16 protein-coding genes and 2 pseudogenes are annotated in these 15,966 nt (G+C 56.9%); 9 read left to right on the top strand and 9 right to left on the bottom strand.

Annotated elements, in window-relative coordinates; all coding sequences use genetic code 11:
- Positions 1 to 510: 510 nt before the first annotated feature.
- On the bottom strand, positions 511 to 1,650 hold the full coding sequence (locus ACQKIK_RS05700; protein ID WP_003291480.1) for a glutathione-independent formaldehyde dehydrogenase: 1,140 nt from the start codon (positions 1,648 to 1,650) through the stop codon (positions 511 to 513).
- A gap of 775 nt (positions 1,651 to 2,425) precedes the next feature.
- Between ACQKIK_RS05700 and ACQKIK_RS05695 the strand changes: the two genes are divergently transcribed.
- Complete coding sequence (locus tag ACQKIK_RS05695) at positions 2,426 to 2,983, top strand: type 1 glutamine amidotransferase domain-containing protein (RefSeq protein ID WP_044315387.1); 558 nt, start codon at positions 2,426 to 2,428, stop codon at positions 2,981 to 2,983.
- A gap of 178 nt (positions 2,984 to 3,161) precedes the next feature.
- Positions 3,162 to 4,209 (top strand): annotated as a pseudogene (locus ACQKIK_RS05690) (transposase).
- Between the two features lie 191 nt (positions 4,210 to 4,400).
- Here the strand turns inward: ACQKIK_RS05690 and ACQKIK_RS05685 are convergent.
- On the bottom strand, positions 4,401 to 5,315 hold the full coding sequence (locus ACQKIK_RS05685; protein ID WP_003291547.1) for a LysR family transcriptional regulator: 915 nt from the start codon (positions 5,313 to 5,315) through the stop codon (positions 4,401 to 4,403).
- Positions 5,316 to 5,459: 144 nt separating this feature from the next.
- On the opposite strand from ACQKIK_RS05685, the gene ACQKIK_RS05680 reads away from it, so the two are divergent.
- The 5 genes from ACQKIK_RS05680 to ACQKIK_RS05660 all read left to right on the top strand — a co-directional run bounded on the left by ACQKIK_RS05680 (position 5,460) and on the right by ACQKIK_RS05660 (position 9,185).
- Positions 5,460 to 6,203: an SDR family oxidoreductase gene (locus ACQKIK_RS05680; RefSeq protein WP_046618274.1), complete on the top strand. Its 744-nt coding sequence runs from the start codon at positions 5,460 to 5,462 to the stop codon at positions 6,201 to 6,203.
- Positions 6,204 to 6,323: 120 nt separating this feature from the next.
- Positions 6,324 to 6,488, top strand: coding sequence for a metal-sensing transcriptional repressor (locus ACQKIK_RS05675; protein ID WP_231098875.1), 165 nt, complete (start codon positions 6,324 to 6,326; stop codon positions 6,486 to 6,488).
- A 59-nt stretch (positions 6,489 to 6,547) separates the two neighbouring features.
- Complete coding sequence (locus tag ACQKIK_RS05670) at positions 6,548 to 7,657, top strand: S-(hydroxymethyl)glutathione dehydrogenase/class III alcohol dehydrogenase (RefSeq protein WP_003291553.1); 1,110 nt, start codon at positions 6,548 to 6,550, stop codon at positions 7,655 to 7,657.
- Between the two features lie 193 nt (positions 7,658 to 7,850).
- Entirely contained in the window at positions 7,851 to 8,033 is a 183-nt protein-coding gene (locus ACQKIK_RS05665; RefSeq protein ID WP_256059073.1) for a hypothetical protein, read from the top strand.
- A 12-nt stretch (positions 8,034 to 8,045) separates the two neighbouring features.
- The gene (locus ACQKIK_RS05660) at positions 8,046 to 9,185 is read left to right on the top strand and encodes a DUF3422 family protein (RefSeq protein WP_499135024.1); all 1,140 of its coding nucleotides are present in this window, start codon (positions 8,046 to 8,048) and stop codon (positions 9,183 to 9,185) included.
- A 103-nt stretch (positions 9,186 to 9,288) separates the two neighbouring features.
- Here the strand turns inward: ACQKIK_RS05660 and ACQKIK_RS05655 are convergent.
- Together ACQKIK_RS05655 and ACQKIK_RS05650 are read right to left on the bottom strand one after the other, a co-directional pair.
- A pseudogene (locus ACQKIK_RS05655) lies at positions 9,289 to 9,483 on the bottom strand (transposase); the annotation flags it as partial.
- 204 nt (positions 9,484 to 9,687) lie between these two features.
- Positions 9,688 to 9,996 (bottom strand): helix-turn-helix domain-containing protein, encoded by a 309-nt coding sequence (locus tag ACQKIK_RS05650; protein WP_499135204.1) that lies wholly within the window; start codon positions 9,994 to 9,996, stop codon positions 9,688 to 9,690.
- A 768-nt stretch (positions 9,997 to 10,764) separates the two neighbouring features.
- On the opposite strand from ACQKIK_RS05650, the gene ACQKIK_RS05645 reads away from it, so the two are divergent.
- Positions 10,765 to 11,067: a putative quinol monooxygenase gene (locus tag ACQKIK_RS05645; RefSeq protein WP_036993207.1), complete on the top strand. Its 303-nt coding sequence runs from the start codon at positions 10,765 to 10,767 to the stop codon at positions 11,065 to 11,067.
- A 627-nt stretch (positions 11,068 to 11,694) separates the two neighbouring features.
- On the opposite strand, the gene ACQKIK_RS05640 is transcribed toward ACQKIK_RS05645, so the two are convergent.
- The gene (locus ACQKIK_RS05640; RefSeq protein ID WP_023082110.1) at positions 11,695 to 11,892 is read right to left on the bottom strand and encodes a hypothetical protein; all 198 of its coding nucleotides are present in this window, start codon (positions 11,890 to 11,892) and stop codon (positions 11,695 to 11,697) included.
- A 176-nt stretch (positions 11,893 to 12,068) separates the two neighbouring features.
- The gene (locus ACQKIK_RS05635) at positions 12,069 to 12,965 is read right to left on the bottom strand and encodes a LysR family transcriptional regulator (RefSeq protein ID WP_499135021.1); all 897 of its coding nucleotides are present in this window, start codon (positions 12,963 to 12,965) and stop codon (positions 12,069 to 12,071) included.
- Positions 12,966 to 13,105: 140 nt separating this feature from the next.
- Here ACQKIK_RS05635 and ACQKIK_RS05630 point away from each other — a divergent pair, with 140 nt between their 5' ends.
- Complete coding sequence (locus ACQKIK_RS05630) at positions 13,106 to 14,095, top strand: zinc-dependent alcohol dehydrogenase family protein (RefSeq protein WP_042927614.1); 990 nt, start codon at positions 13,106 to 13,108, stop codon at positions 14,093 to 14,095.
- Positions 14,096 to 14,316: 221 nt separating this feature from the next.
- On the opposite strand, the gene ACQKIK_RS05625 is transcribed toward ACQKIK_RS05630, so the two are convergent.
- From ACQKIK_RS05625 to ACQKIK_RS05615, 3 genes are all read right to left on the bottom strand, one after another.
- A complete protein-coding gene (locus ACQKIK_RS05625) occupies positions 14,317 to 14,445 on the bottom strand; it encodes a hypothetical protein (RefSeq protein WP_255342263.1) in 129 nt (42 codons plus the stop codon).
- A 68-nt stretch (positions 14,446 to 14,513) separates the two neighbouring features.
- Positions 14,514 to 15,176, bottom strand: a complete 663-nt coding sequence (locus tag ACQKIK_RS05620; protein ID WP_241530669.1) for a transmembrane anchor protein — start codon at positions 15,174 to 15,176, stop codon at positions 14,514 to 14,516.
- 12 nt (positions 15,177 to 15,188) lie between these two features.
- The gene (locus ACQKIK_RS05615) at positions 15,189 to 15,926 is read right to left on the bottom strand and encodes a HupE/UreJ family protein (RefSeq protein WP_499135020.1); all 738 of its coding nucleotides are present in this window, start codon (positions 15,924 to 15,926) and stop codon (positions 15,189 to 15,191) included.
- Between the last annotated feature and the right edge of the window lie 40 nt (positions 15,927 to 15,966).

The following is a 15,966-nucleotide window of genomic DNA, read 5'->3' as shown; positions in this document are numbered from 1 at the left end:
CCGGCCCGAGACTGTGTAAAAACGTTTTCAAGTGCGGCAGGTACTCAAACACAAGCTAGAAATCGTGCATCTGGGAGAAATCCACATTTGCTGACGTGCCGATAAACTCCAGATTTCACGTAGACGCGAGTACTTCAATTTTGACGAAGCGTTTTTACACACTCTGGGCCAATAGCGGTCAGTCGCGATACCATAGAGATGATTCACCATAAGGCAGCGACTGGAGCTCACGCAGCAATAATCCTTAGATCCATTGCTAACTGACTAATACAAGATGCTGCTGGTTGGCAGATTCGATTCGTTCTCTCATCAGGATCACAAGCCGTCGGTACTCAAGCTTAGGAACAGCATGGCGATTGGCAGATTTCCAAAGTCGCCATGAGTCGCTCAGAACGACGTTTCATGACCGGCGAAACTTGGATCCTGCCTGAGCATCATTGATGCTCGCATGGATTCGAACGATACAGCATCCGAGTAGCCGCCCCGAGCAGGAGACGGCTACTCAAAACACTAAGCCGCAGGCTTCATCACAACCTTCGTCCACCCCTTGTCTCGTGCATCGAAGTGCTTATAAGCACTTGGGCCATCATCCAGCTTCAATCGATGGGAAACGATCTGCGAGGGTGCGGCACGCCCGTGATGAATTAGCTCAGCCAACTGGCGGTTGTACGCCTTGACGTTGGCTTGCCCGGTGCCGATTTTCTGCCCTTTGAACCAGAAGGAACCGAAGTCGAAAGCCATCTTCCCTTCTTTGGCTAACTCGTTCTTGGCACCCGGATCTTGGGGAACGAATACCCCGACTACTCCGATACCACCGGTTGCCTTGGTCGAGGCGACGAGGTTGTTCATGGTCAGGTGATTCACCTCGTGGCCATGTTTGTCGCAGCACTGGTAGCCCACGCATTCGCACCCACGATCCGTGCCTTTACCGTCGGTGTAATTCAGGATTTCATCGACAGCCTTCTGCTCGACGGAATTGATTGGCGTGGCCCCCATCTGGGCAGCCAGTTTCAAGCGGTCTGGTTGATCGTCTATTACGAAGACCTGCGAAGCGCCTTGGATAAGCGCGGAGTGCGCCGCCATCAAGCCGACCGGGCCTGCGCCGTAGATGGCAATGGACTCGCCTGGTTGCAGCCCCGCCAGCCTTGTTGCGTGCCATCCCGTGGGGAAAATGTCGGAGAGCATGACGTAGTCGTCCTCGCGCTCCTTCGCATCCTCAGGCAGCACGAGACAGTTGAAGTCCGCGAAGGGAACTCGCAGCAGCTCGGCCTGGCCACCGTCATAAGTGCCCATCTCTGCAAAGCCGTAGGCGGCACCAGCGCTGCCTGGATTGGCGGTCAAGCAATAGCCGGTAAGTCCTTTCTCGCAGTTTTCACAAAAACCACAGCCGATGTTGAAGGGCAAGCAGACCATGTCTCCAACCTTAACGCGCTCAACTCCTGCACCTACCTCGACCACCTCACCGAGGTTCTCGTGACCGAAGACTCGACCCGTCTCGAAGGTGGTTCTGCCTTCGTACATGTGCAGATCGGAACCACAAAGATTCGTGGATGTGACTCGAACGAGAGCATCCGTTGGTCTCTCGATCTTCGCATCTGGGACGTTCTGGACGCTGACGTCACGCGGGCCGTTGTAGACGATTGCTTTCATCTGGGTTCTCCAAGTCAGTTCAAAGGAGCGCCGATTGCGCTTTCGCTCCTACCTTGGTTCGTCTCCCATGCAACGCTCGTTGTTCAGGAAAACTGGTCAAAGCTTGACGGGCGGTACCGCGTTCGAGGCTGATGCAACAGCTCTAAAACGACCATTTTCCTCTATTGAAGCGCACGTCGCCGTTGCTCGGCACTGGACTAAACTTTCCGTTTTTGCAGACAAATCGAGATGCCCAATGGCGACCGCTAAGATTCAAGCATTCGCAAACTGCGAGATCCGGATGGCAACAAGATGGCGTTGTTCTGTACCAGTGAATCCGAACCCATTAGCCCTGAGTAAGATGCCCGCGACAGAGTGGCCGATGCGGTCAGTGAAGGTATTCAGGCATCCCGTTGCAAAGGGCGGCAAAAGCCAGAACTAGCCATAGTTCAATTGCCCCGTCTCACACCGGATACTCGACTGCCAAGTCACTCATTTGCGCTCCTGCTCGCGCACTTTCAGCAATCCGAGAACCGTGTGCCGTCCCAGGGTCAGGGCGAAGAAAACCCTACTACTCGTGGCCCAGAGTCACGCAAATGATGTTTATAACCTGCTCAATTTTTGCAGGCTCGAATGTGAAATCCCCCGACGTTCCTGGCTTCATCCATTGCATTCTGCTCAAGACGAATGCGGATGAACTTTCAAAACCGCTCTGACCTCCCATCTTCAACGCGTCGGATGAAGTGTCACCCGCACGCCTCCTTTTTTACCTTGATGAGAGGACTGAGTGACCACCATGAGTAATCAACTGGCAGGCAAAAAAGTACTATTCATCACCTCGAATACGGGTATCGAGCGCGATGAGCTGGTGAAACCGCTTGAAACGCTTAAGGCGCATGGCGCCCTGGTCGCCCATGGCTCAAGTGACGGCGGCACTACCCAGACGTTCGTTCAGGACACTGAGAAAGATCGCACTGTCGAGTCTCAGGTTGCGCTGGCTGGGCTCGACGCTTCGGACTTTGATGCGCTTGTGATTCCAGGCGGAACGGTCAACGCCGACACGCTTCGACTGGATGAAAATGCCCAGCGCCTGGCCAAGGAGTTCGCCGAATCAGGCAAAGTAATCGCTGCGATTTGCCATGGGCCGTGGTTGCTAATCAACGCTGGGGTCATAGCTGGCAAGACCCTCACGTCTTACCCCAGCGTCAGGCTCGATCTGGAAAATGCCGGTGCTGCTGGTTGGATAGATGTTGAAGTAAAGCAATGCCAAGCCAATGGATGGACTTTGATCACTTCGCGTAACCCCAACGACATCCCCGTGTTCAACGACGCTATCGTAGCGGCGTTGAAGTAGGGAGGCGCTGATAAGCCATACTCCAGCCGCGAGTCACAGGCCGGGTTCTGCCCGAAGCCTGGGCTCAAGGCATTTGGCACATGCTGTCAGTCGTCAGAGGCTTTTTTCGGCCCAGAGTGTTTAAAAACGCACCGGCAAAGCCTTGCTATGTCCGAGAATCTCAGCGCAAGGGACGCCCATGAAACGGTTTATCCAGGGTGAACACCGAGGTCAAAGCACCTTACTTCCCGAAAGCCTCGACGACTACGTCAGTGATACCATCCGGTACGTGTGGTCGATGTCTTCGTCGACGAGCTCGACCTAGGCACGCTAGGTTTTGATGGCGTCATTCCAGCTGAAACCGGAAGACCGGCTTACCACCCTGCGATCCTGCTGAAGATCTATATCTACGGCTATCTAAACCGCATTCAATCGAGCCGGCGTCTTGAGCGAGAAGCTCAGCGCAACGTCGAACTCATGTCGTTAACCGGGCGATTGATGCCCGACTTCAAGACCATCGCCAACTTCCGAAAAGACAACAGCAAAGCCATTCGCGGCGCCTGCCGCCAGTTCGTTTTGCTCTGCCAGCAGCTGGGACTTTTTAGCGAAAACCTAGTTGCCATCGACGGCAGTAAATTCAAGGCGGTGAACAACCGCGACCGGAATTTCACCAGCGCCGAACTGAAGCGGCGCATGGAAGAAATAGAGACGAGCATCAGCCGTTACTTGGCATCGCTCGATGCGGCTGATCGACAGAATCCTAGCGCCTCCGCGCCAGACACTGCCAGCCTGGAAGACAAAATCGCCAAGCTCAAAGCGCAGATGAAAGAGCTTCAGGGGATCGAAACTCAGCTCAACGATTCCCCTGACAAACAGGTTTCGCTGACCGACCCAGATGCCCGTTCGATGATGACGCGCGGCAGCGGAGTTCAAAGTGCCAGAGTTGCGCGCTGAAAACCCAGTGCACGCTAAGCACAAATCGTCGCGTAAGGCGCTGGGAAAATGAGGCTGTGCTGGAGGAAATGCAGCGCCGGTTAAACCAAGCACCAGAGATGATGAAGGTTCGAAAACGGACTGTTGAGCATCCCTTCGGGACGCTCAAGCAGTGGATGGGCGCAACGCACTTCCTGACCCGAAAGCTGAACGGGGTGAGTGCAGAAATGAGCTTGAATGTGCTTGCCTATAATTTGAAGCGGGTGATGAAAATCATGGGTACCGAAGGCTTATTGAAGGCGATGACGGCGTAAAAGCCCCGGTTTTTACTGTCCCAAGAGGTACCACAGTGCTTTATAAGCGCTCTGACGCGCCACCGGCGCTGATCGTGGCAAATGCTCGGGAAATCACTACGCCCAGGCGCAGTGGGCTGGGGCATACAAGATGTGAAAGTGTTTTTACACACTCTGGGCCAAAAGCGGACGATTGCTGGCAGGTATTCAAGCTATGTCCCCAGGCCCTGGGGAAATAGCTTGGGGTTTGAGAAAGCCTGCTTAAGGTGGTCGTACACCAATCGCACCCGCTTCGATACAGGACCCTGCTGCGGGCGATATATGAACAGATCCCATGGCGCTGGAGCGAGATCAGCCAAAACAGCAACCAGCTTTCCTGACCGCAGATGAGGCTCAGCCAGATAGGCAGGAATTTGGCCAAAACACATGCCTGCCAGGGTGGCTTCCAATTCCGTATCTGGATCATCACAGATAAGAGCTGGCTGCCTGGGCGTGAACGTTTGCCCGTCGGCAAATAGCCAAGGCCAAGGGCGGCCATTTTTCCGGTCGATCAGGACTGAAAGTGGCAGCTTAGCTAAGGCATCCAAAGATTTAGGTGGTGTCTTTTGGCCTATGAGAGACGGGCACGCGACAACGTAAAACGGCACGGGAGCTAAGGCACGTGCAACGTAGCGCCGGTCGCGAATAACCCCCACCCTGATACCAATATCGATATGCGCCTCAACAGCATCAGTCATCTGATCTTCCAAGCGGAGATCGAATTGCAGGTCAGGATGTGCAGCGGCCAGGGGCTGAAGAAACGGTATCAGGAAGCGCCTGCCAATAGCATGTGGAGCCGTAATCCCCACCCTACCTGACAGCTCAGGCTCCGTCCTGTGCGACCGGAATAGCGTATCGAAATGATCCAGAGCTGACCTGGCATCTTTGGCGTAATCCTGACCGAAAGCAGTGATGCTCACCTGGCGGGTATTGCGGTGGAACAGTGATTCGCCAAGCTCAGTTTCCAGGGCTTGAATGGCTCGAGTCACCCCTTGTGGGGAGATGCCTAATCGAGTTGCCGCTTGGCGGAAGCTACCTGCCTCTGCTGCTGTGCAAAAAATCCTAACCATCTCCATGCGGTTAAGCATGTTGCCCCTCTCATTTATTCCATTTTCAGGAATAGCATAATCTAATCATTTCCATTTATTGAGATCAATCATGGGTCTAAAGTTTGCGCACTGCCAGGTTAACCAGCCATGGCGAAGTACAAACCCGCCGATGAGGTTCTCAGCATGAGCAATAACATTTCTGGAAAAGTTGTCGTTATCACCGGTGCCAGTAGCGGCCTGGGTGAGGTTACTGCGCGCCACCTTGCTGCGCTTGGCGCTCGCGTAGTGCTGGCTGCACGTCGCAAAGATAAACTCGACGCATTGGTGGCTGAGCTGATCAATGCAGGTGGTCAGGCAATCGCGTATCAGACCGATGTTACCTCTCAGGAAGAGGTCAAAACGCTCATTCAAGGTGCCGTGGACACCTACGGTCGCATTGATGTACTGGTCAACAATGCCGGACTGATGGCGATTGCACCGCTCAGCGATGCTCGCACTGACGAGTGGGATCGCATGATCGATATCAACATCAAGGGTCTGCTGTACGGAGTCGCGGCTGCATTGCCAGTCTTCCAGAAACAAAACAGTGGTCACTTCATCAACATCGCATCGGTTGCAGGCCTGAAGGTGTTCAGCCCAGGTGGCACCGTGTACAGCGGCACCAAATTTGCTGTGCGGGCTATCTCCGAAGGACTGCGTCACGAAGTCGGTGGCAGCATCCGCACCACGACTATCGAACCGGGCGCCGTGGACTCCGAACTGAAATTCGGCAGCACCCACCAACAGAGCCGCGATTTCGTGGTGGACTTCTACAAGCATGCAATTCCCGCCGAATCGGTCGCTCGAGCTATCGCCTTCGCAATTGAGCAGCCTGCTGACGTGGATATTAACGAGATCGTTCTGCGCCCAACCGTGCAGGAATTCTAATGAGTTGAGGGCCTGTCTCTTCGGCGTCAGGCCCCGCTTATCTGGAGTGAAAAGCGGTGAGTGCCACATGGCCCGGAAGAAAAGAAGCAAGCGCTCGATGCAGGTGCTGAATGCCCTGCAATTCTTCAGCAGCTTGCAGCTGTTCGTGGGGCTGACAACGGATTGATGGCAACGGTTATGGAGAGCTATCTACGGGAAGAGTTTCCCAGTAGCGAAATCAGGAGCGATTCGCAGAACAAGTCCATTGACGAGACCATCTCCATCGTCCGCTCCTACCTGCGGTAGAGGCACCAGGGTGCCCTCGGTGAGGGAAAATTTAGTTAGCTAGTAAAGGAAGCGACATCATGAAATCACGTGCAGCAGTTGCCTTCGGGCCTGGAAAGCCACTGGAAATCGTCGAGATCGACGTCGAGCCGCCGCGCAAGGGCGAGGTGCTTGTCAGGATCACGAATACCGGCGTTTGCCATACCGACGCCTTCACCCTGTCGGGCGAGGACCCGGAAGGCGTGTTCCCGGCGGTGCTGGGCCATGAGGGCGCCGGCATCGTGGTCGAGGTCGGCGAGGGCGTGACCTCGGTCAAGCCGGGTGACCACGTGATCCCGCTGTACACCGCCGAGTGCGGTGAGTGCCTGTTCTGCAAGAGCGGCAAGACCAACCTGTGCGTGGCGGTGCGCGCCACCCAGGGCAAGGGCGTGATGCCCGATGGCACCACCCGCTTCAGCTACAACGGCCAGCCGATCTACCACTACATGGGCTGCTCGACCTTCAGCGAATACACGGTGGTGGCCGAAGTCTCGCTGGCCAAGATCAACCCGGACGCCAATCCCGAGCATGTCTGCCTGCTGGGTTGCGGTGTGACCACCGGCATCGGCGCTGTTCACAACACGGCCAAGGTTCAGCCGGGTGACTCTGTGGCCATCTTCGGCCTCGGCGGCATCGGGCTCGCTGCGATTCAGGGGGCACGCCAGGCCAAGGCAGGTCGCATCATCGCCATCGACACCAATCCAGCGAAGTTCGAGCTGGCTCGTACCTTCGGCGCGACCGAATGCCTCAACCCGAAGGACTTCGACAAGCCGATTCACGAGGTTCTCATCGAGATGACCGGTTGGGGTGTCGATCACACCTTCGAGTGCATCGGCAACGTCAACGTGATGCGCTCGGCACTGGAAGCAGCACATCGTGGCTGGGGCCAGTCGATCGTCATCGGCGTGGCTGGTGCAGGCAAGGAAATTTCGACGCGCCCGTTCCAGTTGATCACCGGTCGCACCTGGAAGGGCTCGGCTTTCGGCGGGGTCAAGGGCCGCACTCAACTTCCCGGCATGGTGGAGGACGCAATGAAAGGCGAGATCGATCTCGCCCCGTTCGTCACCCACACCATGGGCCTCGACGACATCAACAAGGCCTTCGACCTGATGCATGAAGGCAAGTCGATTCGCACGGTGATCCACTACTGACCGCCCACTACCCATTCAACACCAACCACTCTGACAGGGTCAGCACAAGCCTCTATTATACGGCGAGCCTGTTAGACGGACTGTGTAACGCGGTGCCTGCTCATGAAGATCGGCCCGCAGCCATGTGTGAAACGCATGGCTGCGGGCATTTGTTTTGAAGCGTGCTTTTCAACCAATGAGAAATGAGGTCGTTATGAAAGAGCCGGCCAATATCAATACGACGACCGTACAACCCACCCCGACCGCCACCGTGTACGGCATGCCGGCCTATGCCGATCGTGCTGCAGCCGTGGGTGAAGTGCATGCGCGCCCGCATCTGTTGCTTCAGGCCCCCCGCGGTATATTGCAGCTCTCTTTCATGACCGAAGGCGACTAGGCCAGGGATCAGATGGCGATGAGCGAGTTATCTCATCGCTTCGGCGTTGCCGAGCCCGACCACGCTACGCCGCTACACGGCGTGACATGGGATGAGGGAGACCTTCACTGTGAAAAGCACACCGAGTTCTCTACGTATCTCTGGTGCGCTTCGCTGGATTCCAAGACGGGAGAGCCTTGCGGAGAAAATCCCTTCAAACATGGATTTGTTCCTCCGGGCCCGGTCGTATCCGGCATCCGCTTGAGACTTCTTCCGTGGATGCCAGAAACGGAGAAGGAGGCTGATCGCTTCGATCCTGCCAGCCTGTGCTACTCGCTGGTAGAGAACGGCTCTGCCGCCATCTTGAACGACTTCCGACAGGATGAGGATGGCCTGACGCAGATCCTCATCCTTGCTCGTGATTTGATCCCGGCGCGGGCAGGTGCGCTGGCTCAACGTCTATTGGAGATCGAGACGTACCGTACCTTGGCGTTGCTGTCTCTGCCGTTGACGCGATCGATGACGTCGGAGCTGCGACGCATGGAGTCGCGCCTTGCAGCGATCACTGACGAGATGTGTACGAGTTTGGTAGAACGCCGCGATAGCGACGTGCTGCTTTCCGAATTGACCGGTCTGGCCGCCGAACTGGAAGCTGGCGTCGCGGCAAATCTCTATCGCTTCGGCGCCAGCCGTGCCTACTACGAGATCGTCGAGGAAAGGCTGGCTGCGCTTTCAGAAGTGGCCGTATCCGGATACAGCACCTGGGCGGATTTCCTGCAGCGTCGCATCGCTCCAGCCATGCGGGAGTGCCAATCCGTAAAGGAGCGCCAGGCCAAGCTCTCCGACAAACTGACCCGAGCCATCGCGTTGCTGCGTTCGTGGATCGACGTCGAACTTGAACGCCAGAACCGCGATCTGCTGGCTTCGATGAACAACCGGGCCAAGTTGCAATTGCGCCTTCAGCAAACCGTCGAAGGCCTGTCGGTCGCGGCAATTTCTTATTACGTCGTGAGTCTTCTCGGCTACCTGCTCAAGGGCATTCCGATCGTTCACGACAGCGTGGCGCCGGTGATGGCGGTTCTGGTACCTGCGGTGATGCTGACGATCTGGTGGATCGTCCGCAGGATAAGACACGCCCACAGCGACACGGCGGCGGAAGAGAAATCTTCCTGACGAGCTGCCGTCCTGGCGCGCGATAGCTGCGCCGTCCGTTTGAACAGAGGAGAACAACATGCCAAGCAATTCTTTCGGTGAATCCTCTTGTACCGCTGCGGCCTGCATTGAAGCGTTTGTAGACCTTATTCCAGTAGCCAAACGCCTTGGGCAGGTCTCTCCAGGGACATCCCGTGCGCATGCGGTACAGCATGCCCTCCACGGTCATTCGTAGATCACGCTTGTTGTAGATGGCCTTGTGCAGCAGAATTTCCCGCAGCTTCGACCAATGCTCATCGCTGAGCAGTAATCGGGGCATTGCAAGCTCGTATCGATGTTGGGTCAGAGCTTCAACGATACGGGCTTGCTCTTATAGATCAATGGGTTAGCGCGAAATGGCAACAGACCCTAGCAAACCAGTTCAAATAACGTGGCGCAGTAGTTTTATCAGGTCCAAATGCGCCGTTTGGCCTGCGTCAGTTTCCCGGCGGTCTCCAGCTGTACATACACCAAACGCCTCTGGTCATCCACCGCGTCGCAACTCCCTGACACCCCGGCCCAGCTTGCGGCGCAACAGGGCCCGCAGGGTCACCCCATCCGAGTACCCGACCTGTGCGGCGACTTGGTCGACGCTCGCGTTTCCGGTGCGCAAGAGATGGACGGCATGCTCCACGCGCAGGTCCTGGAAATACGACAACGGTGTCTTGCCCAAAACGCTTTGCAGCCGCCGCGCCAAGGTGCGCTCGCTTGTGCCCGCGGCGCTGGCCGCCTCGGCCAGCGAGAACCCCTTCGCGAGCTGACTTCTGGCCCAGCACTCGAAGCGCCCCACCATCGGGTCGGCATGCGCAAGGTGGTCGGGAATCACGAACTCGGCTTGCGAACTGCGTGCCTCGACCAGCAGATAGCGTGCTACTAGGGCCGCCAGCGCCGGACTGCGCCCCCGGATGATGCGCAAGGCCAGGTCGACGTGGGCCAAAGCGGCACCCGCGGTAGTGAAGTGTGTCGAGTTCACGATCATGCGTGACTCGTCCAGCGTGACGTTCGGATAGCGCTGCCGAAACATCGGCCCCAGCCACCATGACGTCGTCGCACGATGCCCATCAAGCAGGCCACTCTCTGCAAGCAAGAAACTACCGGAGCAGGCGGCACCAAGGTGCGCGCCAGCGGTGGACCACTGCTGTAGCGCGGCGACCGCATCGGGCACGTCGGGGCGTGTGAGCCGAGCCGAGAGCGTGTCGGGCAGCTTGTCACCAAACGCGGGCACGAGCACGACGTCTGGTTCCGGCACACCACGCGCAGGGACCACGGGGACCGTCAAGCCTTGCGCAGTTCGGATGCGACGCCGCACGCCCACCAGCGTGAGCTCTATGTGCGCGGGAGCCTGTGGAAGCGAGCCCGCCATCGCATTGGCCAAGCCCACTGTGTCGGTGAGCGCCGCAAGCCCCAGATCAAACACGCCGTCACAAACAAGGATGTGGAGTTTCATGGCAACAATGATATCAATATTGTCATTATTGTCTATAGAGATGGCTGTCATGACGACTTAGACTGCAGGCTCGTCGATCCATTCACCTAACCCATTTACCCAAAGGATTACAGTATGACCAAGCTCGCCCTGTTTGTTCGCCTCGAAGCCAAACCCGGCCAGGAGGCTGCGCTTGCCGACTTCCTGGCCAGCGCACTGCCGCTCGCCAACGCCGAGTCCGGCACCACTGCCTGGTTCGCATTGAAGTTTGGCCCTTCGACGTTCGGTGTGTTCGATGCCTTTGCCGATGAGGTAGGTCGCCAGGCACATCTGAACGGCCAGATCGCCGCGGCCTTGATGGCCAACGCCGCGACCTTGCTCAGTTCTCCGCCCAATATCGAGAAGGTCGAACTGCTTGCAGCCAAACTGCCTGCATGACAACCCGGCCTTGACCCAATCAGGTCACGCTGCAGGATGGGGGGCACAAGCTCTACGCAGCGATCCCCCCCCTCGATTGCACTTGCCCAGGGAGCTACCTTCCACAGCGACGGGGGGCAATATTGCAGCCAGAACTTCCAAGCTGCGTCAGCAAGCAGGGGCAACATCAGGGCTGGCTGTGATGTTCCGATTCGTCGGGTAGTTATCGAGAAGTACCGACTGTTTGCAACGTGTCGGTACCGAGAGCCGTCTGGGCGAGCCAGATTTCCGGCCCATTGGAAGTCCGCAGTCCGCAAGCGCGGATCGATCGAGCGATTTGTTGAAAATCAACGACCTAGCATCGGGCCGTTCGGGCCGTTCGGGCTAGTGAGGGTTTCTGGGGGGGCGTAACGATTCGAACTCCTGCAGGGGCTCGGTGGGGTGGAACCCTGCGCCAAACCTATGTAACTCAGCGCCTTGCGACCGCTGCAAACTCCTGCGGAAAGGTGCGGAATCCGGACCTTGATGCCCGCAATCCTACCAGTTCTGCCCTGGTCGGGTCACCAACCGAGCGCATCAGACAGGGCGCCAGTTCTATTCCCGTTTGGGAATTGAACCCGCGTCAGCATCCACTCATCCGACGTTCGATCAGGCGGTGACGAACCGCTCCCGAAATGCTCGCCGGACCTGGTCGTAAGGCACAGGGCTGGTGGCGTGCGGGACCAGCGCGCTTCTGTCGCCGATGAGGTAGTTGATCCGGTAGGTGCAGTTTCCGGAGGGGTGCAGCATGCCGGCAATCACCCGGTCGGGATTCAGAACCCGCTCCTGGATCAGGCGGTCCAGCACGCTCTGGACCTACGGCCCCAAGCCAACGAACATGGCATCTTTCAGTTCTTCGACTTCCGCCGCGAAGTGCTACAGCAGGTACTTCCTCAGCAAGGGGTGCTTGGTCATATCCGGTGAGCCACGGTAATCGTCGTCCTTTACGAATACCGGATAGCGCAGACATTGATTTTCGTGCGTTAGAGAGGGCCTCGCTGCCCAAAAGCCTCACGCGCAAACTCCAAGAAGCTGCGCAGCTTTGGAGTCATTCTTCGGTCAGGGGCATAGAGGATGTGCATTGCGGTATTCGGCACCGGGTACTGCGGCAACAGACGCACCAGTGTCCCATCGCGCAGTGCATCGCTAACCAACTCTATCGGCTGTAGAACCACGCCTAGACCAACTACAGCCGCTGCCAGCAGTGGATCACCTTGATTGATCGTTAATTTGCTTGTAATAGGAACATCTATACGCCCCTCCGGGCTGTCGAAGCTCCAGTGTGAGCGGCCATCAGAATAGGTAAACCCCAGACATTCCTGCTGCTGTAGATCCCACGGATTGATGATGGGAGGGCGACGTGCAAGATAGGACGGCGCAGCGCATAAAACCATCTGATAGGGCTCCAGTGGCAATGCCTTCAACCCACTGCTCGCCAGCTCGCCGATGCGAAATACCACGTCGTAACCATCATCAACGATATCGACCAGTTCGTTCGATAACGTTAGGTCAACAGACACCTGAGGATACCGAACCATGTATTCCAGCAGGCGTGGCGAAAGCGTGCGGATTCCGAACGTGACCGGCGCGTTGATGCGAAGGCGGCCGCTTGGTGTGCCCCGAGTGAGGGCAGCCAGGCTCTCGGCAGACTGCATGTCTGCAAGGATCAGTTTTGCTCGCGGGTAGAACGCCCTGCCGAAGTCGGTGAGGCTTTGCCTGCGCGTAGTCCGGTGCAGCAGGGAAACACCCAGATGTTGTTCGAGCATTTTCACCTGTTTCCCTACCAATTGAGGGGACAGATTCAGGTCGTCCGCAGCGGCGCTGAATGAACCCAGCTCAACTGTTTTGACGAACGTGGCCATCTGGGTCAGGCGATCCATTATAAACACTCTGTTTCTAGTAATACGCCATCGTAGGCATTTATCTAGCGCCAACCAATGACTAAATTTTTGTCACCTTTCGAGTGCCCGGATACCTTCCGGATGTACGTCGAGGCCCATTGATAAACGAGGTATTTATGATGGCACGCATTGTCAGAATTCATGAATACGGTGACGCCAGCGTTCTGAAGCTGGAAGATCTGGAAGTATCGGCACCAGCAGCAAACGAGGTGCAAATTAGTGTTAAAGCTTTTGGCTTGAACCGAGCCGAAGTGATGTTCCGCAATCACGCATACCTACAAGAAGCGGAGTTCCCCAGCCGCTTAGGCTACGAGGCCGCAGGCATCGTAACGGCAGTTGGGAGCGACGTAACCGAGATCACGATTGGTGACTCGGTCGCTCTGATCCCACCTCTGGATATTGCTCGCTGGGGCACCTACGGCGAGTTGGCCAACGTACCGGCCCACCTGGTGGTAAAGAGCCCTGAGAACTTGTCCTTTGAAGAGGCTGCGGCGTCTTGGATGCAGTACGTCACCGCCTGGGGGGGATTGATTGAACAGGCGAAGCTACGTCAGGGCGATTTTGTCATCGTTACCGCCGCGTCAAGCAGTGTTGGCTTGGCCGCCTTCCAAATGGCTCGTATGGTCGGCGCCACATCGATTGCGATCACTCGAACTCACGCGAAGAAGCAAGCCCTACTTGATGCAGGCGCTGCGCATGTCATCGTCAGCGATGAAGAGGATATCGTCGAGCGTGTTATGACGATAACTGCCGGTCAAGGCGCTCGCGTTGTATTCGATCCTGTAGGCGGGCCGTCCTTGGAACCTCTCACGCAGAGCATGGCGCGGGGCGGAATTTTGCTGGAGTACGGCGCACTTAGCTCTGAACCGACACCATTCCCACTGTTTACCGTGCTGGGCAAAAGCCTGACTTTGAAGGGCTATCTCTACGCAGAGATTGTGGCCGACCCTGAAGCCCTAGAGAGAGCAAAGGCTTTTATTCTGCAAGGGTTGGAGTCCGGTGCGTTGCGCCCGATCATCGCAAAGACATTCACACTTAGCGACATCCAGGATGCCCATCGTTTCCTTGAAGCCAATCAGCAGATCGGCAAGATCGTGGTAACTGTCTGACCAGCAATTATGGGGCTGAGAGCGTAATCCTTCGGCCCCGATTCAAGCCAGCCCTGATGACCGCTTTTGGCCGATTGCCGCCGGTCGCCAACGACGACTTTCGGCCAAAAGCAGCCACTTAACAGATCTAAGATAAGATGTGGCCGGCGCCTAAAACTTACCAATCGTTACGTGCAAGCGATTAGCAAGTCATTGCACGTAACAAGACAACTTTCCGCCTTTTAGTCGTGAGAATGACCGTGACTTTCGACTTCAGCTTGCGTCTCCGGCTCGCTGCCGCCACATGCCGACAGCAGACCTAGTAAACAAACCAGCAGCAGGGAGCGGCTCAGCGTAATTGAATTTGTCATGATGTATTCCTTCAATATCGATCAGGGATGTAAAAGCCCCGGCGCCCGTGACGCTGGGGCTATTTCTCTTAGATAACGCGTTTGACGCTCAGGTACTCACCCTTGGTCTTGAGCGTAATCGTCACGTCACGGTTGCTACGGTTTCGCCAGAACCAGCCGTGGGTGCCATCGAAAATGGCAGTGAATTCGCCTTTATCACCTTTGACCTGCTTGGCCTTGCTGTAGCTGTGGTAATAGCCCTTGGGGCCGTTGTAGGGCTCGCCATGGGTGTCGTGATTGACCGGAACGCCATCGGTTGCCCACTCGTAGCTGACCGTGGCCTTGTCCAGCATCTCCAGCTTAATTTCACTGGCCTCGCCCGGCTTCAGCGTGACAGTCACTTCATCGGACTTCAGGGCGGGCTGTGGCTCTGCTACCGGCTCTGCCACAGGGGCTGCCGCAACTTGCTCCTGAGGCGCCACCTGACTAGGCGCGGGGGCTTGAGCGACTGGAGCCGCAGCTGGCTGAACAGCTGCATCAGCGGCCGCTTCTTCGGCAAGTATTTCTTTCATTTCACCCATCTGGGTCAGGCCCAGTACGCGGCCGACGCCCGTGGGGTCGATGGCATATTCAGAAGGCATCACTACGGTGACCAGTAAGGCTGCGGCAACACCCACGGCGATCACAGTGGAGCGCAGCAGCTGGCGGCTGGTTGGCAGTTCACTCTGGGTTGGAAGCTTGGTATTGAACATGCTGAGAAATCCTTACTGAGAGACGATCAGGCCGGTGAGCTGGTAACCCATCAAGAGGAAACCGGCGCTCATCATGGCGACGTTGGCGGTGTAGGCATGGCGCCAGAAGCTGGCGGTTCGTCGCCAGTAGCCCATGACGATCAGAATGGCGCTCAGCGCCAGTAGCTGGCCAATTTCCACCCCGACGTTGAAAGCGATCAGGTTGGCAACTAGGCCATCCGCCGAGATCTCGTACTCCTGGATCTTGGTCGCCAGGCCGAAGCCATGCAGCAAACCAAAGATCAGCGTGGCCGCCTTGGTATTGGGCTGATGGCCGAACCAGCGCTGGAAGGCGCCCAGGTTATCCAGCGCCTTGTACACCACCGAAAAACCGATGATGGCGTCGATCACATAGGAACTGATGGTGATTTCCGCCAATACACCGAGCAGCAGCGTCACCGTGTGGCCCACGGCGAACAGGGTGACGTAGAGCCCGACGTCCTTCAGGCGGTAGAGAAAGAAGATCACCCCGAACAGAAACAGCAGATGGTCGTACCCGGTGAACATGTGCTTGGCGCCCATATAAATGAACGGCAGCACCATCACCCCGGAGCTTTCCTGGATAAAGCCCTTGTCGCCCTCGGCAACAGCGTGGGCCAGCGCGTCAGGCATGCCGAGAAATAGCAATGCGGTGAACAAGAGCAGCAGTATTAGCGAGCGGTTTGGGCGCGCGGAAAATGCGCCCATACCGCACATGGATAGCGAATGCATGGTTGAGTCCTACGTGACAGTGGATTGGCCGCATAGCGGC

It is taken from the genome of Pseudomonas sp. NPDC047961 (assembly GCF_050272435.1).
Lineage (GTDB): Bacteria > Pseudomonadota > Gammaproteobacteria > Pseudomonadales > Pseudomonadaceae > Stutzerimonas.
Note: the sequence above shows the minus strand (reverse complement) of the source record. Positions and strands in the feature narration are given on the sequence as shown.